Source organism: Bradyrhizobium sp. ERR14 (assembly GCF_014198235.1).
GTDB lineage: Bacteria > Pseudomonadota > Alphaproteobacteria > Rhizobiales > Xanthobacteraceae > Bradyrhizobium.
This window is the reverse complement of the sequence record NZ_JACIHD010000001.1, coordinates 132851-151712: the sequence shown is the minus strand read 5'-3', so window position 1 is coordinate 151712 and position 18862 is coordinate 132851. Positions and strand designations below refer to the sequence as shown.

Here is an 18862-nt window from a genome sequence, read left to right as displayed (position 1 = left end):
CGGCGCCATCGCTGTGATAAGACGACGATACCTAACCACACTGACAAGCTACGCTAACCGATGGAACCAGACCTCAACGCCCTCGCCGTCTTCGCGCTGGTCGCCGAAGAGCGGAATTTCCGCGCCGCCGCCGACCGTCTCGGCGTGACACGCTCGGCGGTGAGCCAGACGATCCGGCGGCTGGAGGAAACGCTCGGCATCGCGCTGGTCCAGCGCACCACGCGCAGCGTCAGCCTGACCGAAGCCGGCGAGCGGCTGCATGCGGAGGTCGCGCCCGCGATCGCGGACATGCGCGCCGCGCTCGACGGTACCGAGGCGCTGCGCGGGCGGCCGCGCGGATTGCTGCGCCTCGCCGTCTCCTCGATCGCCGAGCATTTTCTCTCGGGGCACTTCCTTGCGGCCTTCACCGAGGCCAACCCGGAAGTGCAGCTCGACATCACCGTGACGGATGCGGAATTCGACATCGTCGCCGCCGGCTATGACGCCGGCGTCCGCCTTGGCGAGGTCATCGAGCAGGACATGATTGCGGTGCCGATCGCCGGCGAGGAACGCCAGCTCGCCGTCTGCGCGCCGGACTTCCGCGACCGCTTCGGCGTGCCCGCTCATCCGTCCGAGTTGGCGTCCTTTCGCTGTATCGGCTGGCGTCCGGCGCCAAACGCTCCGCCCTATCGCTGGGAGTTTGCCGACGGCGGCAAGGAGTTCAGCGTCGCGGTCGCGCCCGAGATCACGACCAACGACATGGCGCTGATGATCAAGCTGGCGGCGGCCGGCGCCGGCATCACCTTCGGCATGGAGGCGAGCTTTCGCCCCGCGATCGCGCGCGGCGAGCTGGTGCCGATCCTGGAGGACTATTGCCCCCGCTTCGCCGGATTCTATCTCTACTACCCGAGCCGCCGCAACGTCGCACCGAAGCTGCGTGCGCTGATCGAGCATCTGCGGCGGCGCGCGTGAACCGGAAGGAGCCCGCATGGAGAGAGAAGAGCTCGCCGGCATCTACCGTGCCTACATCGCCTGCCTGAACCGGCAGGATTGGCCGGCGCTCGGCCAGTTCGTGCATGATGAGGTCGCCCACAATGCGCGGCCGCTCGGGCTCTCCGGCTATCGCGCGATGCTGGAGCAGGATTTTCGGGAGATACCCGACCTGCAATTCCACATCGAGATGCTCATCATCGATCCACCCCGCATCGCGGCACGATTGAAGTTCGATTGTACGCCGGTCGGGACGTTCCTTGGGCTTGCCGTCAACGGAAGGCGCGTGTCGTTTTGCGAGAACGTGTTCTACGAATTCGACAACGACAAGATCCGGCAGGTCTGGTCGGTGATCGACAAGACCGCGATCGAGGCGCAGCTCTGACCTTGCGCCTCGATGTCGAACCTACGCCGCCGCCGGCGCCACCTCGCCTTGCGGCTTCGCAAACGGCCTGAAATTCATCGCCATCAGGAAGGCACCCAGGCCCATCGCCCAGGAAGCGATGTAGAGCCAGGCGTAACTGGAGAAGGCGTCGTAGATCAGGCCGCCGGCGAGCGGGCCCGTCGCCATGCCGAGGCTGCCGGCCATCGCCGTGCCGCCGATCACCGTGCCCATCATCCGCAGCGGAAAGTTTTCGCGGATCAGCACGGCATAGAGCGGCATGGTGCCGGCATAGATGAAGCCGAACACGGCGCCGACGGCGTAGAAGGTCGCGAGCTGATGGGCGAAGACGTAGGCGAGCGCGCCGAACGACTGGAGCAGCAGCCCCGAGACCAGCACGCGCTTGGCCCCGAAGCGGTCGCCCATCAGGCCGAACGCGATGCGCCCGCCGAGACCGGCAAAACCCTCGATGCTGTAGATCGTCACCGCCGCGACCAGCGGGATGCCGCAGCTCACGGCATAGCTGACGGTGTGGATGATCGGACCGGAATGGGTGGCGCAGCAGAAGAAGTTGGTCGCGAGCAGGATGAGGAATTGCGGCGAGCGCAGCGCCTCGCCCATCGACATCTCGCTCTGCGCGGCCCCCTCGCCCGTTGGTGCGACCGCCGCATTAGTGAGCGCCGGCGGGCGGCGCACCAGGAACGAGACCGGAATCATGATGGCGCCGACGACGAGCGCGATGATCTGCATCGAGGTGCGCCAGTCATGGTTCGAGACGAGCCAGGCCGCGAGCGGCGCCATCGTCATCGGCGCCACGCCCATGCCGGCCGACACCAGCGACACGGCAAGGCTGCGATGGGTATCGAACCAGCCGGTGACGGTCGCCATCATCGGCGCGAAGATCGCCGCACAGGAGGCGCCGACCAGAAGGCCGAACACGAACTGGAACACGATCAGGGAGGTCGCATGGCTCGCCGCGAACAGGCTGAGCGCCAGCACCGTCGATCCCGTCAGCACCACCGGCAGCGGCCCGAACCTGTCGGACAGCGTGCCCCAGACCATGCTGGTGAAGGCCATTGCCAGAAAGCCGATCGTCATCGCGCTGGAGATGCCGGTCACCGACCAGCCGGTGTCCTTGGCGATCGGCTGCAGGAACACCGGCAGCGAAAACATGCCGCCGATCGCAACGCAGCCAAGCAGGCCGCCGGCGGCGACGATCACCCAGCGATAGTGGGAAGAAGTCATTTCGGTCTCCCGTCAGGTCTGTCTCACGTGGAAGACGAATGGGAACAGTGCCGGCCGACAATGGAACGTCATTTTTGCCGCACGCTTTTGTGAGCTGCCAACAGAAAAGTCGAAAAACAACCCCATGCACAGTAGCCGGCGGCTGTCGAATCAATGACTTACGAGGCAGATGATTTGCGACAACCATGCCGCCATTTGACTCGTCGGGCAAAACACCGGCACCATGCCATCATCCCGCTCTTCCAGCTCCCGTGTACCCCTGCGATCGTGACGTCCGCGATCCCAGGCTCTCCGCGCGATAGCGGCGAGGTCTGCGGCCGTATTCCCTCTTCATCGCAGCGCGCTCTCCCCATCCCATATCGCCAACTCCAGGGACGCATCCATGCCGAAGATCGACATCGCCGCCGTGCCAACGCGAAAAGGCTCCGGTTATCCGGCGCCCTTCAATGTGCCTTGCACTGATCGCATCCGCCAGCGGCTCGGCGATGCCGGGGGCCTGAGGGATTTCGGGATCAACCTGATGCGCCTGCCGCCGGGCAATTGGTCGAGCCAGCGGCACTGGCATTCGCACGAGGACGAGTTCGTCTATGTGCTCGAAGGCGAACTGACGCTGATCGAGGACGGCGGCGAAACCGTGCTGCGCGCGGGCGACTGCGCCGCCTTCCCCAAGGCTAGCGGCAACGGCCATCACATGATCAACCGGTCGGATGCAACGGCCGTCTATCTCGAAATCGGCTCGCGCTCACCCGACGACCTCATCACTTGCTCCGACGTCGACATGATGAGCCCGGCGTCCGACGGCCGCTTCCTGCACAAGGACGGCACGCCCTATCCGGCGTGACGTCTCACAGCGCCACGCCACGGCGCCACGTGCCGACGGTGAGCCAGACCGCCGAGACAAGGAAGTACAGTGCGCCGACCGCAGCGTAGCCCGCGACGTTCGCGATCGACGGGATTGCGGGCATCGTAGCCTGAAAGATGAAGAAGCCGCCCGCCAGCGCCGACTGGCCTCCGCTGAGCACCATGGCCCATTGCGCGCCGTAGCTCCTCCAGCGCCGGACCGCCGTGCCGAGCTGAAGCAATCCGGCAAGGATCGCCCACGCACCGAAGATCCCGAGCACCCAGTTCATGCTCACACGCAAGGCGAGGATGACCGCGATGGCGGTCGCCAGGCTGACCAATACGTTCAGGGACTGGGTGCGGTTTTGGTTCAATCCGCCGCTGCAGAACGCGTCGAGATAATTGGCCGCGGCGTCCCATGCTGGATAGGCGACGAGCAACGTTCCCGCGATTGCCGCAGACGACGGCGCGACGGCAAAGGCGGCAATGACCCAGGCAACGGAAAACGCGGCGCGAAGGAAATAGTATTGCTTCAGCCATTGCGCACGCTCGGACGTATCCGAAGCCATCTCAAGATCTCTCATTTTCTCTTCCTTACCTACTAGTTGGTAGTTTTCTTGCGAAACGAGATCGCCTCGCCATTCAGGGCGATTGCAGCGGTGCCGGTTGTGTCAGTGCTTGGGGGAAAGCCGATCCAGCAGCGGCCGGGAGATGATCCCGAACATCTTCGGATCGCCATAGGCCCGCGCCGACAGCATCGCGCCGTGAACGGTCGCCATGAAGCCTTCAGCCTCGACCCGAGCCGTACCGGAGAGCTGGAGCCGCCCCTGCCGCTTGCCGCGCTCCATCACCGATGTCAGCCACGACGCCAGCGAGCGGAAGTGAGCCCGGACCTCGAGCGCGACCTCCTCAGGCAGGATCGGAAGCTCGCTGGCGAGCAGCGCGCAAACGCAGAACGGAGCCGTCGCGTCCTTGATGCACGCTTCCCAATACGCGACGTAGCTCTTGAGCTGCTCGCCGGGGTCCGGGACGTTGCGCTCCATAGCCGCCAGCCCCGCCTGGGCCTCCTCGCGATATCGCGACACGAGGGTGCGGACCAAATCGACCTTGCTGGCGAAATGGTGATGAATGCTCGGTTTGCGGATGCCGACGATCTCGGCCACATCGGCGTAACTGAAGCCGTTGTAGCCGCCTGCAATGATCAGCGTACGGGCGCAGTCCAGAATGTCGTCGGCGGTCGAGGAAATCTTGGTCATGGCAGTTAGCTACCTTCCAGTTGGTAGGTCGTCAAGAACGGCGTGCTTCAACCCTCCGTGAGTGGTAGGAGCCCTGCATGACCATCCGCCCCATCGTCCGCTACCCCGATCGCCGGCTCGCGATGCCGGCACGACCTGTCACCGCATTCGACGACGGTTTGCGTGAGCTCGCGCAGGACCTGCTCGACACCATGCGCGCCGCGCCCGGCATCGGCATCACCGCGCCGCATATCGGCGTGCCCTTGCGCGTCGTCGTGCTCGAGCTCGACGCCAAGGATGGCCCCCTCACCTACGTCAATCCAGTTATTGAATGGACGTCACCCGAGATGATCCTGCACCGCGAAGGCAGCGTCTCGATGCCCGGCGTCAATGACGAGGTACAGCGCCACGCCCGGGTGCGGATCAGCTACCACGATCTCGACGGCCAATTGCAGAGCGAGGAGTCGGAAGCCTTGCGCGCCGTGTGCCACCAGCACGAGATCGACGAGCTCGACGGGATGTTCTGGATCCAGCGACTGTCGCGGCTGAAGCGCGAGCGGCTGGTGAAGAAGTACGAGAAGATGTCGCGCGGCTCATAGAGGACTAGCGGAAGCGCATTCCACCCGCCCCGCCGGCCAGGGTAATCGCATATGGCGCTTTGAGCGACCTCAGCGCACGCCTCGTCCTTCGAGACGACCGCTGAGCGGTCTCCTCAGGATGAGGCTAAGCAGCATCGGTGCTCGTTGAAGCGAGTGCCGAACGTCCGGTCCTCATCCTGAGGGCCCGCCAACGGCGGGCGTCTCGAAGAATGGCCACAGGCGAAATCGCGGCCATATGCAATTGTCCTGCCCCGGCGCGACGGGCAAGAGCTGCTGGATGACGCCAGCGGCCTTTGCTTTCGCGCAGCCGCTGGCAAGACCTTCGCACCCTCGCTCAGATCATCCTGCGTTGCCGGGAACAGGCGTATTGAGCAGCTGCTGCTCCCACAGGAACGCGATGCCGCTACCGCCGGCATGCTGCGTAATCACCTCCGTCAGCGCGGCAGCTTGATCGGTCCGAGCCCAGTCGCGCTGCCATTCGGCCGCCAGCGCCAACCAGGTCATCATATTCGCCCCCGCCGCAATCATCCGCTGGATTGCGACCTCGTGGGCCTCCACTGACACGGCGCCAGAGGCATCGGTGATCACCGTTACATCCCAGCCTTCGCCGAGGGCCTGAATCGCCGGCATCGCAACGCAAATTTCGGTCCACAGGCCGGCGATGATGAGCTGCTTGCGGCCCGTGGCCTTGACCGCGTCCACCACCTTTCGGTCCTGCCAGGTGTTGATGAACGTCCGGTCGATCACGTCCTGGCCAGGAAAGACATCCGTGATCTGAGGGAACAGAAGACCACCCCGCTCAGCGATCACCGTGGTCAGGATCGTGGGGACACCGAAGGCCTTCGCGGCCTTGGCCAGACCCGTCGTATTGTTGATCACCATCTGCGGTTCGTGGCTGTTCACGTTCGCGAGCTGGTAAGGCTGGTGGTCAATCAGAACGAGTACCGAGTCTTCGGGACGAAGAAGCGAAGCAAGGCCGTTACGAAAGTTCATCGTTGCATCCTCTATTGCCGTTGTGAGCGGCACTGGTTTTTTAAAGACGTACGCCAGCAGCGACGTAGCCAACGCCGAGATTGGTGTTCCCGAATGCGATGCGGTAGTGTCGCATTGCGGAACGCTGTGTCGCCGAATGAGGAACGCTGAATTGGATATCGAAGAGATACAGACGTTCGTCGAAGTCGCTGATGCCGGGGGAATTTCATCCGCCGCGCTTCGGCTGGGCGTCGCCAAATCGATCGTCAGTCGTCGGCTCCTCCGGCTTGAAGAGGAACTTGGCGTCCAGCTCCTTGCACGAACGACCCGTGGGGCTGCGCTCACGGAAGCTGGCGTTACCTTCCGCGATTATGCAGCCAGAGTCAGCGCCGAGATCGATGCAGCGAGGGAGGCGATCCTACCCGCTGGAGAGCTGCGCGGCCGCTTGCGGGTTGCAGTGCCGTTTTCCTTCGGCCCGACCCACTTCGCTCCCATCCTGGCGGAAATGGCTCGGCGCCATCCCCAGCTCCAGATCCACACCTGCTATAGTGATCGCTTCGTCGATCTCATCGCAGAAGGATATGATTGTGCGATACGGGTTGGTTATCTTCAGGACTCCAATTTGATCGCAAGACGCGTCGGCGCCGTCTATGGAAAGCTTGTCGCGAGCCCGGACTACATCAAGGCCCATGGGTCGCCCAAGTCGCCGGAGGAACTCCTCGCCCACGAGGCCCTCATGCAAAGTACCGAAGCGTGGCAGCTCATGGATGGCGACAAGATCATCACGGTTCGTCCGCAGGGGCGCTTCAAGGCCGACAACGGCACAGCTCTCCTCTTCGCAGCAACGGCAGGACTCGGGATCGCCTATCTTCCCGACAGTCTCACCCATGAATATGTCGCTTCCGGAGGGCTTGTGCCCGTAATGACACGATATCCCCCGCCTCCCGCGGGTGCATATGTGATCCGCCCGCCGGGCCAGCATCCCGCGCGGAAGATACGGGTGCTCACAGAATTGCTGATCGAGTATTGTGAGCCCGCTCGGCCCCCTGCGTGACCTCCTCCGCCGGCGCGGTCTTCTGATCTGGATCACGAAGGCGACGACTGACGGTCGTTGCTGGATCCAGCGGCTGTCGAGGCACGCTGGGGTCCTAGCAGCGCTATTTCAGCGGCAAAAACAAATCCGCGACCGTTTCATGCTCGGGCACTTCCGGGAAGAAGCTCAGCCGCTGGCAATAGATCGGGAAGTCGCGTGCCTCCTCGCCGCTGGCCGGAAGCCAGTCGCGATAGAGATAGAGCGCGGCGGGCTCCAGATTGTCGGTGTAGCCGACGATCCGCAGCACGGCGCAGCGTCCGCCGGGGATCTCGCCAGCCTTGATCTCTTCGCCATTCGCCTCAATCGGCTGGTCGGTCCCGACACAAAGGTCCGTGCTATAGTCGGCCGACGACGCAGGACGCCGCTCGGATCGCCAGACGTTGAAGGTCGGGCTTGTCCTGGGGTGCAGGCCGGCGGCCCTGCGCCAAGCGATGAACCGCTGGATGGTGGCGCCGAGCGTCGCCGGGTCGCCCCGATGCTCCATGATCGCCACCCGCGTGGTGGGCACGTCGCGTATCGTCACATCGTCACTGTTAAAAGTCTTCATGAGCTTGTTTCTCGCGATATCGAGAGGCCCGAAGGCCGCAAGCCACGGCTCCCAGTCGGGAGATTTCCGGAACGACGACGGCGATTGCCCGAACCGTTGCCGAAAGGCGCGGGCGAAGGCGTCTGGCGTGTCGTAACCGGCATCCATCGCAATATCAGTGACGCTTTGGGCGTTGCCGTAGGCCAGCTGATGCGAAGCGCGCTTCATGCGGGCCAACTGGACATAGCGATGCACTGACAACCCGAAGGTCGCGGTGAATTGCCGGTGGAAATGAAACTTCGAGAACGCGGCAACAGCGCTTAACCCGTCGAGGTCCAGATCATCGTCGAGATGCCGGTCGATATGATCCAGCACCCGTCGCATCCGGTCCTGATAGTTTTGCAGCGCCGCCTTCATCGTCCCTCCTCCGTGGCGGCTCCATCTAGTCGCAGACGGCGATAACGCGCTCGACCGCTCTTGCGGTTTGAGAGGATATCGCGGCATTCGCCGGCCCCGTAGGGCGGATTAGCGAAGCGTAATCCGCCATCTGAACGAGAGCGGCGGATTACGCCTTGCGGCTAATCCGCCCTACGCACCTATCCCGCCATCAACGCCTTCGCCAACGCCATATAAGCCGGCAACGTCACGGGATCGTTGGCGGCGTTGCCCGCGACGGGGTGCGATGCGTAGCGTGCGATCACCATCTCGGCTTTGGGATCGACATAGATGCCCTGGCCGTAAACGCCGCGCGCCATGTAGGCGCCGTGGGCGTTGTGGCTGACCCACCATTGGTTGCGGTAGGAGGCGCCGGGCAAGGTGATGTAGCCGGCGGGCTTGAATTTTTCGGGATCGCCGCCGCGCGCGATGTCCTCGACCACGGACGAAGGCACGATCTGCCGGCCGTTGAAGCGGCCATGGTTGCGCATGGTCTCGCCGAAGCGGGCAAGATCGCGCAGTGTCGTGGAAAGACCGCCGCCGCCGCTTTCGGTGCCGATGCGGTCGACGTGATAATATGCATCCTCCTCCGCACCCATCGGCTGCCAGATGCGCTCGGACAGAAAATCGGACAGCGTCATGCCGCTGGCGCGCCTGATGATCCAGGCCAGCACGTCGGTGTTGACGGTCTTGTACGCAAAGACCTTGCCGTGCTCGCCCTGCTTATTCTGCGCCATGAGGAAATCGAAAATGGTGGTCGGGCCATCATAACCAGGCTCGATCGGCGCCATGCCGTTGGCGCGCCGCAATCCCCACACGGCGGAGTTCTTGTCGGTGTAGACTTCGGTGTAGGCGAGCCCCGTGGTCATATCCATGACCTCGTGCACGCGCGCATCTCCGAACGCGCTGGCCTTCAGCTCCGGCACGTAGTCCGTGACCTGCGCCTGTGGATCGATCCTGCCCTCGGCGACCAGGATGCCGGCGAGCACGCCGGTGAAGGACTTCGTTACCGACATTCCAATATGCGGCTTGTGCGGCTTCAACGCGCCGAAATAGCGCTCATAGATCAGCTTGCCCCGATGCAGCACGGCGATGCCGTCCGCATAGCTCTCCTCCAGCATCTTTGCGAAGGTCATGGGGCGGCCGTCCATCGTGATCGATGCGACCGCGCCGATGTCGTGGTCCTCGCGCGGCAGCGGCGAGGCCGGCCCTGCCCCGCGCCAGACGTTCACCGTCGGTACCAGCTGCCGGACATTGCTCCACGCCCAGCGCAGCTCGGGAAAGCTGCGGAACGAGCCGTTCTGGAAGGTGATGGTGCGGTCCGGCGCCGGCGGGAAACCCTTCATCCAGCCGACGATCTCGGGGTCGGTCTCGGCGGCGGTTGCGGGCTGTTGGCTGGGGGCGATCGCAGTGGACATGCAAGCTGGCTCCGGAGAGGACGATGCGGATGTCGTATCACGGCAGAACGTGACGGAGATCCGACGTTTGCGCCGGGTCCCTGCGCGCCGATCAGGCAATCGTTCACCGCCAGAGGTGTGGCAAGGATCTCCTGATGCGTGGCGCTGCGTCAAACCGCCCCGCGGCGATGTTGAACAAACACCGGCTTCAGGCGTCTACCGTCCCACCCTGTCAAGTCAGGCGCAGAACGGAAGGATCCCCATGAAGGTTCGCAAGTTTGCCGTGGCGGATGCGTCGTTCGAACGCTCGCCCGGGCAGGACGGAGACATTTTCGCAGGCAATGTGATCGACCAGCGCCACGGCGGCCCGATCACCATCGGATTCGGCCGCTATGCGCCGAACCAGAGCCTCGATGAAAAGCTCGCCGTAGACGACGTCATGCTCGTGCTGGAGGGCAAGCTGTCGGTGTCGAGCGCAGCCGGCACCGTCACGGCCGGACCCGGCGAGATCATCTACATGCCCAAGGGCGAGAAGGTCACCATCCGCTCGCATGAGCAAGGCGCCGTCACGGCCTATGTCACCTATCCACATTGGCAGGAGGCGCATGAGTGAGGCGCTTCGGGTTCGGCACAGCTCTCAGGCCCTCTTGCCGCTCCGCTTTGTCAGCGGTGCATTGCGCCGCTCCCGCTTGCCGCGCGCGATCTCCGTCGCCAGCGCGTCCAGCTTCGGCTCCCAGAAAGTCCTGAACCGGCCGACCCACGCATCCACCGCCTGAAGTCCGGCCACGTCGACCGAGTAGAGGCGTCGTTGCGCGTCCGCCCGAACGGTCGCAAAGCCGCTCTCGCGCAGCACCTTCAGATGCTGCGACACGGCGGCTTGCGTGATGCCGAATTCGGCGCCGATCGCCTCCACGACCTCCCCGGAGGCCATCTCTCCCGGGGCGAGCAGTTCGAGGATGCGTCGGCGCACGGGATCGGCGAGGACTTCGAAGACGTGCATCAGCTTCCTGTGCCGGGGTGCGCGATGTCAGGCGGCATCTCGCCGCGATAGAAGGCAATGGTCCGATCCGAGCGCTGCTTCGCCGAGGCCGCATCCACCCCGCTCGCGACATGCGCTGCGCGCCAATACTCACCGCTCCCGGTCATGAATTCCTTGCCCTCGGGCGAGCCCATCCACGCCTCGGCCGTCTCGTGGTCGACCGATGCCCCTGTCGCAACGTATCGCTCGAGCCCGGCAATGGCGAGGTCCCAACCGATGCCGACCGCACCTGGGCCGAACTGATTCCAATGATCCTCGATGATCGCGCTGTGCTCAAGCGTCAAGCGCGCCTGGCTCCGTTCTGCCGCCAGCGTGACGTCGATCCAGCTCACCGCGCCTGCAAATTCCCACGTCGCCGCAAAATGGGTTGGCGGCGCACAGGCCGTGATGGTGCCGCCCGCATTGCCCTTGAGCTGATATCTTCCGCCAAGCTGGAGATCTCCCTCCACTGGCAGAAACCAGCGCGGAATGCGTTCCCTGCTCGTCACCGCATCCCAGAGGTCGTCGACGCTGGTGTCGTAGAGCCGCGTCAAGGTGACCGCACTGGCCGCCTTCCCGTCCTTCTCGAAATTGCGCACCGAACGCGTGACAAGTCCCAACACCCTGGCAACGTCGATCTCCATCCCGGACCTCCCGTTTGGTTTCGGGGAAGGAATATCGGCATAGGCTTATATAAGTCAATACTTATATTAAGATCGCGTCTCGGTTAGCGCACAGGGTTCCGCTGCGCACTTTGAGCGCGAGCGCGCCGAACTTCGAGCGCTTTATCCTCGACCTCGTGGACTTCAACCGTGGTTGATGCGCCCCCGGCGGCAAAGCGCGCTTGCGCTGGCGTTAGCTCAGTACCGATGCTACGAGCTGCACGCACAGGATGAATCACGGATGACTTCTCATGGAAGTCCATTCTCGAACGGAATCCGGGAATGAATGTAACGGTCTCGATCGTCGTCCTCGCCGCCGAGCTTGTCGTCAGCGCGCTGAGTGCCTTCATCTCAATTGCCGCGCTTGGCTTTGCAGGAGAGGCCACCCGATCCAAGGACCTGACGGCCTTCGGCTGGATCCTCGGGGCTCTCTACATCATCGTCGCCCTGACGCCCCTCATCGCAACCGCATGGGTGGCTTACAGGCGGTTCGTTTCGGACAAGGCATTTCCGGCGCTCGAAGTCATCTCGTCGCCATACCTGGTCCCGGTGGTGCTGTTGGTCGGTGCAGCGATTTTCTGTGTCGGGCTGCTGGCGTTCCAGAACGGCGCGGGGTTGGCGCCAAGATAGGTGCCCATCCTACGCGTTGACCTCGCTCGCTTTCCCTATTGCTTGAAGCAATGTTCGCGATGCCATTTCAGGAAGTGCGGGTGTGGGCGATCTGATATTCGCCGCGGCGCAAGTGCGTGCCCCGTCTTATTGATGATTGATCGCGCGCCGTCCGGATCGTTTGTCTGGCGCGAGATCAATATCTTCAAATCGTCCGCCAGGCTAATGAGGCCGCGATCGAACATCCAATGCGCGGTACCACAAAGTGCGATGCCATTGCTAATGATGTCAGGTCCACGCGCCTCGACCGGTCGTATGTGAGCGGCTGCGACCTCGGCACGCCCCATTCCATTGATAAGCTTTAGCCCGGTGATGGCACAACGCTCATCGTAGGCGCGAAGCACGACGCGACGGAAGACTCGATCGCGCAAAATCCTAGATACCGTCACGTTAATGCGCTCGCGCTGCTGTTCGAACCTGAACGGCACCGCCTCCTCGTTAAGGTCGAGTGGACGGACATCGTCATCGCGTCGCGGCAACAGCGGCGCATTCTCCGCCAAACCAAGTTCACATATTCTGTTGAAGTCGCCGGGAGAGATTGGACGGACTGCAGACTGAGCGCGTCCTGAAATTCGTCCCTGCTCATTCAGGACGCCGCGCTCTACGGGACCAGTTGGCCCGTTGAAGGGGACCGGATTGGCGAAATCGAGGTAACTTCCGGGTTCGATCAGAGCCAAATACATTCCCGAAGTACCTGGGTCGGGAACAACCTGCTGAACCCGCGCAATCGCGAAGTAGCCCCGCGTCTCAGCGACCTTGCTCGGTTCGTAGTAGATTATCCAATCACCGACGCAGGCTTCAACGCGGCGAAGATACTGGCTAGGAAATTGATACTGTTCAGCGGGGCTGTCATCGTAGATCGAGTCCGATCGATGGATGAATACCCCAAATCCCATGATCTAAGCGACGCCGCCTCCCCGAAGCGCTTGAGATTGAAAGGGCACCCCCTACTCCCACTCAATCGTCCCAGGCGGTTTGCTCGTCACATCGTACACCACCCGGTTCACGCCCTTCACCTCGTTGATGATGCGCGTGGCGGTCTCCCCTAAGAACTTCATGTCGAACTGGTAGAAGTCCGCGGTCATGCCGTCGGTGGAGGTGACGGCGCGGAGGCCAACCACGTAATCATATGTGCGGCCGTCGCCCATGACGCCCACCGTTTTCACCGGGAGCAACACGGCAAAGGCCTGCCAGATCTCGTCGTAGAGGCGGTGCTTGCGGATCTGGTCGATGTAGACGGCATCGGCCTTGCGCAGGATGTCGAGCTTGTCGCGGGTGATGTCGCCGGGGCAGCGGATGGCGAGGCCCGGGCCCGGGAACGGGTGGCGGCCGACGAAGATTTCGGGCAGGCCGAGCTCGCGGCCGAGCTTGCGCACCTCGTCCTTGAAAAGCTCACGCAGCGGCTCGACGAGCTTCATGTTCATGCGCTCGGGCAGACCGCCGACATTGTGGTGCGACTTGATGGTGACTGAAGGTCCGCCGGTGAAGGAGACGCTCTCGATCACATCGGGATAGAGCGTGCCCTGCGCGAGGAAGTCGGCGCCGCCGATCTTCTTGGCTTCCTGCTCGAACACCTCGATGAAGAGGCGGCCGATGGTCTTGCGCTTGGTTTCGGGATCGGTGACGCCTTCGAGCTCGCCGAGGAATTGCTTCGAGGCGTCCACGTGCACGAGCGGGATGTTGTAGTGGTGGCGGAACAGGTCGACCACCGTCTTGGCTTCGTCGAGGCGCAGCAGGCCATGATCGACGAACACGCACGTCAGCTGGTCGCCGATCGCCTCATGGATCAGCACGGCCGCGACGGCGGAATCGACGCCGCCGGAGAGGCCGCAGATCACCTTGCCCTTGCCGACCTGCTGGCGGATCTTGGCAATCTCCTCCTCGCGGAAGGCGCGCATGGTCCAGTCGCCGGTGAGCCCGGCGATCTTGCGCACGAAGTTGCGGATGAGTTTTGCGCCGTCGGGCGTGTGCACCACTTCGGGGTGGAACATCAGGCCGTAATATTTGCGCTTCTCGTCCTGGATGATCGCGAACGGCGCGTTCGGCGAGGTGCCCGCGACCGAGAAGCCCGGCGGCATCTTGGTGATGCGGTCGCCGTGGCTCATCCAGACCTGGTTCTTGCCGCCCGATGACCAGACGTCCTCGAACAGCTTGCTCGGCGCCTTCACCTCGACATCGGCGCGGCCGAATTCGCGGTGATGGCCGCCCTCGACCTCACCCCCGAGCTGCGCCGCCATGGTCATCTGGCCGTAGCAGATGCCCATCACGGGCACGCCGGAATCGAAGATCGCTTGCGGGGCGCGAGGCGAGCCGGCCTCGTGGACCGACTCGGGGCCGCCCGAGAGGATCACCGCCTTCGGCTTCATCTCATTGAAGGCGGCTTCGGCCTTGTTGAAAGGGACGATCTCGCAATAGACGCCGTCCTCGCGCACGCGACGCGCGATCAGCTGCGTCACCTGGCTGCCGAAGTCGACGATGAGAATCTTGTCGTGCGCCGAGGCCACCGAGGGCGTCGACGCGGAGCGGTCGTTCTGTGCTGCTGTCATGGCCAGCAGATACGCGACGGGGGCTTTTCCCGCAACCACGCGGGCCGCGCGCCCACATTCTTCTTTGGGCATGGACAAGACGGATATAGGTAAGTATCATTGACCTAATTTGCCCCAATCCTCAAACGGGGCCCGATCAGGGAGAACGCCATGTCACAGCATCATCAGCCATCATCACTTGCCGCCCTCGGCCGGACCTGGGTCGAGGCCTGGAACGCGCGCGATCTCGAGCGCGTGCTCGCGCTCTATGACGAGGCCGCCGTGATGACCTCGGACCGCATTCCGGCGCTGGGGTTCGATGCCAGCGGCACCGTACGGGGCAAGAACGCTTTGCGCGCCTATTGGGGGAAGGCGCTCGGGCTGGTGCCGGAGCTGCATTTTTCGCTGATCGAATTGTTCGTCAGCCCTGATAGCGTCGTGGTGTTCTATGCGAACGAGCGCGGCAAGAAGATCTGCGAATATCTGCGGGTGAATGACGCGGGCCTGATCGTGCAGGGCTCGGCGAACCATTTGCCCCACTAGCCCATCCTCGTCATTGCGAGCGCAGCTCTCGTAGGGTGGGCAAAGGCGCGCTTGCGCCGTGCCCATGATCTCTTTCAAGATCCCGAGATATGGTGGGCACGCATCCGCTTCGCTCTTCGAGCGCACCGGAAGCTTTGCCCAGCCTACGAGACTGCCAGCTCTGAAACAGGACCTCTCCCATGAAACTCCCCGCCTCCCCCTTTACCGTCACCGACTGGAGCAAGGTCGAGGCGACCACGCATCCCGGCGAGACCGGGCAGGCGTTGTGGCGCACGCTCGATATCGGCGATCTCCGGGTGCGGATGGTCGAGTATTCGCCGGGCTATTTGGCCGACCATTGGTGCGATCGCGGCCACGTGCTCTACGTGCTCAAGGGCGAGCTCGACAGCGAGCTGCGCGACGGGCGCAAATTCAAGCTCACGGCAGGGATGAGCTACCAGGTCTCGGACTACGGCGACGCCGCGCACCGGTCTTCGACCGCGACCGGGGCGACCCTTTTCATCGTGGACTGAGATCCGCCGGGCGGTTAATTTGCACCGCAAAATAGCAAAGTCGTGCAACGTGCCGAGCCACGGGTGGTGCCTTGAACTGGCCCCAAATTCTCGCTATATTGTGATCATCGATACTTGGCCGAACGACTGGGCCGCTTCGCTTCGTTGCTGACGGGCGCGCACGCTTCAGATGAATTCTCCAAACATCGACTCATCAGGGACTATGGGCGCAATGCTGCGTACCGGTCCGCGTGCGTACTCAATCTAACTAACTAAAGGAAATTCCCATGGCTATGGGCACCGTGAAGTGGTTCAACACCCAAAAGGGTTATGGTTTCATCCAGCCGGATGACGGCCAGAAGGACGTGTTCGTGCACATCAGCGCCGTCGAGCGCGCTGGCCTCTCTTCCCTCAACGAGGGGCAGAAGGTCTCGTTCGACATCGTCGCCGATCGTCGCAGCGGCAAGTCCTCGGCTGACAATCTCCGCGTCGGCTAACGCCCGCGCACCGTTCTGACCACGGACGTACCGGCAGAACGTCAAGTTAGAAAACCCCGCGACCGGGATCCGGTCTGCGGGGTTTTTGTTTTGGGGGTGGAACCCCGTCGGCTAGCATGATGCCGTAGGGTGGGCAAAGGAGCGCACTTCGCGCGCCGTGCCCACGCCTTCCAACAACGGCAAATGGTGGGCACGCTTCGCTTTGCCCACCCTACGAGACCTTTTTCAGGATCGAGACGAAGAACCCATCCGTCCCGGTCCGCCGCGGCGTCATCAGCAAGCCCTCGGGCGATTGCAGCGCGGCCTCGCCAAACGCCTCCGCCTTGTCCCACAGCACGCTCGCGGTCTGCTCGGGTGGCACGGGCGCGAACTCGGGGTGGCGCGCGACGAACGTCCTCACCTGTTCGCCGTTTTCTTCCGACAGCACCGAGCAGGTGATGTAGGCGATGCGGCCGCCCGGCTTCACCAGCGGCACCGCGCGCTCCAGCACCTCGGCCTGGTCGCGCAGGCGAATCTCCAGCGCGCCCGGACGCATCCGCCATTTGGCGTCGGGGTTACGCCGCCAGGTTCCGGTTCCCGTGCAGGGCGCATCGATCACGACGAGGTCGGCGGTGCTGCGGATATCGGCCAGCGGATCGGCCTCGCCCTTGGGCGTGCGGACATCGGCATTGTGCACGCCCGCGCGCGACAGCCGTTCGTGGATCGGCGCGAGCTGGCGCTTGTCGCTGTCGGTCGCGATCAGCCGGCCCTTGCCCTGCATCAGGGCGGCGAGCGCCAGGGTCTTGCCGCCGGCGCCGGCGCAGAGGTCGATCACCTGCTCGCCGGGCTTTGCCGCGGTGAATTGGGCCGCCAGCTGCGATCCCTCATCCTGCACTTCAATCCCGCCCTTGATGAAGTCCTCTTCGGCCTGGATCCCGGGGTTGCGCGCATCAGCCGAAAGCGCGATGCGCAGGCCGGTTGCCGACCAAGGCGTCGGTTTCGCATGAAGATGAGCAAGCGACTGCAGCGCCTTGTCGCGATTGGATTTTAGCGTGTTGACGCGCAGGTCGAGCGGCGCCCGGCTCGCCATTGCGGCGGCCTCCGCGGCGCGGTCCTCGCCGAACACTTTGGCCAGGTGCGGATCCAGCCATTCGGGATAGTCGCCGGCGATCGCGGCCGGCGCGTCCTTCAGGGACCGCTGGCTGAGCGCCGCCTGCTCAGCCTCGGTCAGCGGCGCCGGCGCAAAGCGGCTGCCGTCGAACAAGGCGCCCATGGTGGCCGTGTCCATGTCGCGCTCGAGCCGGAGCATGCCGATCAGCCTGGCACGCGCGCTATCGGAATCCATCAGGAACGCGCTCGAGGCGTAGCGGCGCAGCACGTCCCAGACGAGGCCGGCGATGGCGGCGCGGTCGCCCGAGCCGGCAAAGCGGTGCGCGGTACCCCACTCCTTCAGCGCCTTGGCCGCGGGCACGCGGTCTTTCTCGATGGTGTCGATCAGTTCGATGGCTGCGGAGAGCCGGGCAGCGGGAGTCATTTGAATCTTTCAGATGGCATTGGCGGATGCGCCTAGATCAGCAACAGCATTTTCAGCGCGAAGTAGATCCACATCGCCAGCAGCACCAGCGCGCCGGCGAGCCAGACCGTGGAGCGCCGGCCGAGATCGTTCGAGGAGACGAACACGCCGGCATGGACAAAGCGCGTCACCACGAACACCCAGGACATCAGCACGATGAAGAGATCGGCATGGCGCAGGGGCAGCGCCAGCGCGATCAGGACGTAGAGCAGGACCGGCAGCTCGAACTGGTTGCGGTAGCAATTGGCGATCTGCGTGGCGCCCTTCGGCCAGTTCGGCTCGCCGAGCGCAATTTCGCGGATCTTGGTCTCGCCGGAGACCAGCGTCTTGCGGCGCGCGAAAACCATGCCGATCAGCAGCGCGAAGGTGAGGCCGATCTGGACGAAGACCGGCAGCAAGACCATTTGAACGGACATCGGAACTTTCCCATCCGGCGGGCGGCGCCGGACCGTCCATTAGCTGCCGCTCCTCGTCCTGACAATCAACGAGTTGAACCGGCGTTCCCGCTCTTGCGACCAACCACCGATAGTTAAAGCGATTTCGGTCCCTTTTCGGGCCTAAGGCGAGATCGAGGCGAGATGGCGCCATGACCACCCTGTCCAGCCTTTGGACCGAATCCGCCGACGGCCGGCTCGGTATCCTGATGTCGGCGCTGTCAGGTATCGCGATGGCGCTCGCGGTCGCGCTGGCGATGACGGTTTACTTTCGCCTGAGCTACCGAACCTGGCGCGATGTCGTCAGGCATGGTCTCGCCGCTCTGGCCGCGACGGCTTTGTTCGCCTTTGCCGCCTACGACATGCGCCACGCCGCGCTCGCCTATCTCGGTCTCAATCCGTCCAAGCCCGCCGTCGAGTTCGAAATCCGCATGCCCCGGGCGATGCTGACGGCGGTGACCGACAGCCAGATCGAGCTGCATACCGACCGCAACCAGACGCTGGCGCTGGTCGAGGGCGTGCGCGACCTCTCGGACGGCCGCGCGCTGCTGCGCGGCGCGGTCGCGCTCAACCACCGCACCGCGGATCGCGTGCTGGTCGTGAACCTGCCCGGCAAGGGCATTTTCGAGTTCCGCCTCCGTCTGCCCGCCGAGCCGCATCGCTCCCAAGAGTTCGGCCCCTGGCACCTCGCCGACCGCATCGCCTCGCCGCTCGCCGACACCGTCGCGCCGCAGGACGCCTACACGATCCGCTACCGCGTGCTTTAAACTTTGTTCGT

23 protein-coding genes are annotated in these 18862 nt (G+C 63.8%); 11 read left to right on the top strand and 12 right to left on the bottom strand.

Features of this window, described 5'->3' with window-relative positions; translation table 11 throughout:
* Positions 1 to 60 precede the first annotated feature (60 nt).
* Positions 61 to 951 (top strand): LysR family transcriptional regulator, encoded by an 891-nt coding sequence (locus GGD62_RS00730; protein ID WP_183706817.1) that lies wholly within the window; start codon positions 61 to 63, stop codon positions 949 to 951.
* Positions 952 to 967: 16 nt separating this feature from the next.
* Entirely contained in the window at positions 968 to 1354 is a 387-nt protein-coding gene (locus GGD62_RS00725; protein ID WP_183237203.1) for an ester cyclase, read from the top strand.
* A 21-nt stretch (positions 1355 to 1375) separates the two neighbouring features.
* Here GGD62_RS00725 and GGD62_RS00720 read toward each other — a convergent pair whose 3' ends face one another.
* The gene (locus GGD62_RS00720) at positions 1376 to 2596 is read right to left on the bottom strand and encodes an MFS transporter (RefSeq protein ID WP_183706816.1); all 1221 of its coding nucleotides are present in this window, start codon (positions 2594 to 2596) and stop codon (positions 1376 to 1378) included.
* Positions 2597 to 2978: 382 nt separating this feature from the next.
* On the opposite strand from GGD62_RS00720, the gene GGD62_RS00715 reads away from it, so the two are divergent.
* Complete coding sequence (locus GGD62_RS00715) at positions 2979 to 3437, top strand: cupin domain-containing protein (RefSeq protein WP_183706815.1); 459 nt, start codon at positions 2979 to 2981, stop codon at positions 3435 to 3437.
* A 4-nt stretch (positions 3438 to 3441) separates the two neighbouring features.
* Here the strand turns inward: GGD62_RS00715 and GGD62_RS00710 are convergent, their stop codons facing one another.
* The gene (locus tag GGD62_RS00710; RefSeq protein ID WP_246799966.1) at positions 3442 to 4020 is read right to left on the bottom strand and encodes a DUF308 domain-containing protein; all 579 of its coding nucleotides are present in this window, start codon (positions 4018 to 4020) and stop codon (positions 3442 to 3444) included.
* Between the two features lie 87 nt (positions 4021 to 4107).
* Positions 4108 to 4692 (bottom strand): TetR/AcrR family transcriptional regulator, encoded by a 585-nt coding sequence (locus GGD62_RS00705; RefSeq protein WP_183706814.1) that lies wholly within the window; start codon positions 4690 to 4692, stop codon positions 4108 to 4110.
* Between the two features lie 77 nt (positions 4693 to 4769).
* Between GGD62_RS00705 and GGD62_RS00700 the strand changes: the two genes are divergently transcribed.
* Positions 4770 to 5270, top strand: coding sequence for a peptide deformylase (locus tag GGD62_RS00700; protein ID WP_183706813.1), 501 nt, complete (start codon positions 4770 to 4772; stop codon positions 5268 to 5270).
* Between the two features lie 339 nt (positions 5271 to 5609).
* Here the strand turns inward: GGD62_RS00700 and GGD62_RS00695 are convergent, their stop codons facing one another.
* The gene (locus GGD62_RS00695; protein WP_018317650.1) at positions 5610 to 6263 is read right to left on the bottom strand and encodes a hydrolase; all 654 of its coding nucleotides are present in this window, start codon (positions 6261 to 6263) and stop codon (positions 5610 to 5612) included.
* A gap of 151 nt (positions 6264 to 6414) precedes the next feature.
* On the opposite strand from GGD62_RS00695, the gene GGD62_RS00690 reads away from it, so the two are divergent.
* Positions 6415 to 7296 carry a LysR family transcriptional regulator gene (locus GGD62_RS00690; protein ID WP_183706812.1) on the top strand — a complete coding sequence of 294 codons (882 nt, stop codon included), beginning with the start codon at positions 6415 to 6417 and terminating at the stop codon, positions 7294 to 7296.
* Positions 7297 to 7399: 103 nt separating this feature from the next.
* Here the strand turns inward: GGD62_RS00690 and GGD62_RS00685 are convergent, their stop codons facing one another.
* Both GGD62_RS00685 and GGD62_RS00680 read right to left on the bottom strand, forming a co-directional pair.
* Positions 7400 to 8278: a GyrI-like domain-containing protein gene (locus tag GGD62_RS00685; protein ID WP_183706811.1), complete on the bottom strand. Its 879-nt coding sequence runs from the start codon at positions 8276 to 8278 to the stop codon at positions 7400 to 7402.
* A gap of 179 nt (positions 8279 to 8457) precedes the next feature.
* Positions 8458 to 9714, bottom strand: coding sequence for a serine hydrolase (locus GGD62_RS00680; RefSeq protein ID WP_183706810.1), 1257 nt, complete (start codon positions 9712 to 9714; stop codon positions 8458 to 8460).
* 241 nt (positions 9715 to 9955) lie between these two features.
* Between GGD62_RS00680 and GGD62_RS00675 the strand changes: the two genes are divergently transcribed.
* The gene (locus GGD62_RS00675; RefSeq protein WP_183706809.1) at positions 9956 to 10306 is read left to right on the top strand and encodes an AraC family ligand binding domain-containing protein; all 351 of its coding nucleotides are present in this window, start codon (positions 9956 to 9958) and stop codon (positions 10304 to 10306) included.
* A gap of 24 nt (positions 10307 to 10330) precedes the next feature.
* On the opposite strand, the gene GGD62_RS00670 is transcribed toward GGD62_RS00675, so the two are convergent.
* Both GGD62_RS00670 and GGD62_RS00665 read right to left on the bottom strand, forming a co-directional pair.
* A complete protein-coding gene (locus tag GGD62_RS00670; protein ID WP_183706808.1) occupies positions 10331 to 10693 on the bottom strand; it encodes a helix-turn-helix transcriptional regulator in 363 nt (120 codons plus the stop codon).
* Positions 10693 to 11355: an SRPBCC family protein gene (locus GGD62_RS00665; RefSeq protein WP_018317656.1), complete on the bottom strand. Its 663-nt coding sequence runs from the start codon at positions 11353 to 11355 to the stop codon at positions 10693 to 10695. The genes GGD62_RS00670 and GGD62_RS00665 overlap by 1 nt, the downstream gene beginning before the upstream one ends.
* A 300-nt stretch (positions 11356 to 11655) precedes the next feature.
* On the opposite strand from GGD62_RS00665, the gene GGD62_RS00660 reads away from it, so the two are divergent.
* Positions 11656 to 12003: a hypothetical protein gene (locus tag GGD62_RS00660; RefSeq protein WP_183706807.1), complete on the top strand. Its 348-nt coding sequence runs from the start codon at positions 11656 to 11658 to the stop codon at positions 12001 to 12003.
* A gap of 35 nt (positions 12004 to 12038) precedes the next feature.
* On the opposite strand, the gene GGD62_RS00655 is transcribed toward GGD62_RS00660, so the two are convergent.
* Both GGD62_RS00655 and guaA read right to left on the bottom strand, forming a co-directional pair.
* Positions 12039 to 12938, bottom strand: coding sequence for an HNH endonuclease (locus GGD62_RS00655; RefSeq protein WP_183706806.1), 900 nt, complete (start codon positions 12936 to 12938; stop codon positions 12039 to 12041).
* Positions 12939 to 12989: 51 nt separating this feature from the next.
* A complete protein-coding gene (gene guaA, locus GGD62_RS00650; protein ID WP_183706805.1) occupies positions 12990 to 14588 on the bottom strand; it encodes a glutamine-hydrolyzing GMP synthase in 1599 nt (532 codons plus the stop codon).
* A gap of 150 nt (positions 14589 to 14738) precedes the next feature.
* Between guaA and GGD62_RS00645 the strand changes: the two genes are divergently transcribed.
* The 3 genes from GGD62_RS00645 (at position 14739) to GGD62_RS00635 (ending at position 16098) form a co-directional block, all read left to right on the top strand.
* Positions 14739 to 15110 carry a nuclear transport factor 2 family protein gene (locus tag GGD62_RS00645; protein ID WP_183237215.1) on the top strand — a complete coding sequence of 124 codons (372 nt, stop codon included), beginning with the start codon at positions 14739 to 14741 and terminating at the stop codon, positions 15108 to 15110.
* 179 nt (positions 15111 to 15289) lie between these two features.
* Complete coding sequence (locus GGD62_RS00640; RefSeq protein ID WP_183706804.1) at positions 15290 to 15622, top strand: DHCW motif cupin fold protein; 333 nt, start codon at positions 15290 to 15292, stop codon at positions 15620 to 15622.
* 266 nt (positions 15623 to 15888) lie between these two features.
* Complete coding sequence (locus GGD62_RS00635; protein ID WP_008141931.1) at positions 15889 to 16098, top strand: cold-shock protein; 210 nt, start codon at positions 15889 to 15891, stop codon at positions 16096 to 16098.
* Between the two features lie 211 nt (positions 16099 to 16309).
* Here GGD62_RS00635 and GGD62_RS00630 read toward each other — a convergent pair whose 3' ends face one another.
* Positions 16310 to 17611 (bottom strand): RsmB/NOP family class I SAM-dependent RNA methyltransferase, encoded by a 1302-nt coding sequence (locus GGD62_RS00630; RefSeq protein WP_183706803.1) that lies wholly within the window; start codon positions 17609 to 17611, stop codon positions 16310 to 16312.
* A gap of 32 nt (positions 17612 to 17643) precedes the next feature.
* Entirely contained in the window at positions 17644 to 18066 is a 423-nt protein-coding gene (locus GGD62_RS00625; protein WP_183706802.1) for an MAPEG family protein, read from the bottom strand.
* A gap of 170 nt (positions 18067 to 18236) precedes the next feature.
* On the opposite strand from GGD62_RS00625, the gene GGD62_RS00620 reads away from it, so the two are divergent.
* Positions 18237 to 18851 (top strand): acriflavin resistance protein, encoded by a 615-nt coding sequence (locus GGD62_RS00620; RefSeq protein ID WP_183706801.1) that lies wholly within the window; start codon positions 18237 to 18239, stop codon positions 18849 to 18851.
* The last annotated feature ends 11 nt before the right edge of the window (positions 18852 to 18862 follow it).

Excerpts from the sequence above, each read along its gene's own strand:
- GGD62_RS00730 (WP_183706817.1), top strand. The coding sequence starts at position 61 with ATGGAACCAGACCTCAACGCCCTCGCCGTCTTCGCGCTGGTCGCCGAA.
- GGD62_RS00725 (WP_183237203.1), top strand. The coding sequence starts at position 968 with ATGGAGAGAGAAGAGCTCGCCGGCATCTACCGTGCCTACATCGCCTGC.
- GGD62_RS00720 (WP_183706816.1), bottom strand. The coding sequence starts at position 2,596 with ATGACTTCTTCCCACTATCGCTGGGTGATCGTCGCCGCCGGCGGCCTG.
- GGD62_RS00715 (WP_183706815.1), top strand. The coding sequence starts at position 2,979 with ATGCCGAAGATCGACATCGCCGCCGTGCCAACGCGAAAAGGCTCCGGT.
- GGD62_RS00710 (WP_246799966.1), bottom strand. The coding sequence starts at position 4,020 with ATGAGAGATCTTGAGATGGCTTCGGATACGTCCGAGCGTGCGCAATGG.
- GGD62_RS00705 (WP_183706814.1), bottom strand. The coding sequence starts at position 4,692 with ATGACCAAGATTTCCTCGACCGCCGACGACATTCTGGACTGCGCCCGT.
- GGD62_RS00700 (WP_183706813.1), top strand. The coding sequence starts at position 4,770 with ATGACCATCCGCCCCATCGTCCGCTACCCCGATCGCCGGCTCGCGATG.
- GGD62_RS00695 (WP_018317650.1), bottom strand. The coding sequence starts at position 6,263 with ATGAACTTTCGTAACGGCCTTGCTTCGCTTCTTCGTCCCGAAGACTCG.
- GGD62_RS00685 (WP_183706811.1), bottom strand. The coding sequence starts at position 8,278 with ATGAAGGCGGCGCTGCAAAACTATCAGGACCGGATGCGACGGGTGCTG.
- GGD62_RS00680 (WP_183706810.1), bottom strand. The coding sequence starts at position 9,714 with ATGTCCACTGCGATCGCCCCCAGCCAACAGCCCGCAACCGCCGCCGAG.
- GGD62_RS00675 (WP_183706809.1), top strand. The coding sequence starts at position 9,956 with ATGAAGGTTCGCAAGTTTGCCGTGGCGGATGCGTCGTTCGAACGCTCG.
- GGD62_RS00670 (WP_183706808.1), bottom strand. The coding sequence starts at position 10,693 with ATGCACGTCTTCGAAGTCCTCGCCGATCCCGTGCGCCGACGCATCCTC.
- GGD62_RS00665 (WP_018317656.1), bottom strand. The coding sequence starts at position 11,355 with ATGGAGATCGACGTTGCCAGGGTGTTGGGACTTGTCACGCGTTCGGTG.
- GGD62_RS00660 (WP_183706807.1), top strand. The coding sequence starts at position 11,656 with ATGAATGTAACGGTCTCGATCGTCGTCCTCGCCGCCGAGCTTGTCGTC.
- GGD62_RS00655 (WP_183706806.1), bottom strand. The coding sequence starts at position 12,938 with ATGGGATTTGGGGTATTCATCCATCGATCGGACTCGATCTACGATGAC.
- guaA (WP_183706805.1), bottom strand. The coding sequence starts at position 14,588 with ATGACAGCAGCACAGAACGACCGCTCCGCGTCGACGCCCTCGGTGGCC.
- GGD62_RS00645 (WP_183237215.1), top strand. The coding sequence starts at position 14,739 with ATGTCACAGCATCATCAGCCATCATCACTTGCCGCCCTCGGCCGGACC.
- GGD62_RS00640 (WP_183706804.1), top strand. The coding sequence starts at position 15,290 with ATGAAACTCCCCGCCTCCCCCTTTACCGTCACCGACTGGAGCAAGGTC.
- GGD62_RS00635 (WP_008141931.1), top strand. The coding sequence starts at position 15,889 with ATGGCTATGGGCACCGTGAAGTGGTTCAACACCCAAAAGGGTTATGGT.
- GGD62_RS00630 (WP_183706803.1), bottom strand. The coding sequence starts at position 17,611 with ATGACTCCCGCTGCCCGGCTCTCCGCAGCCATCGAACTGATCGACACC.
- GGD62_RS00625 (WP_183706802.1), bottom strand. The coding sequence starts at position 18,066 with ATGTCCGTTCAAATGGTCTTGCTGCCGGTCTTCGTCCAGATCGGCCTC.
- GGD62_RS00620 (WP_183706801.1), top strand. The coding sequence starts at position 18,237 with ATGACCACCCTGTCCAGCCTTTGGACCGAATCCGCCGACGGCCGGCTC.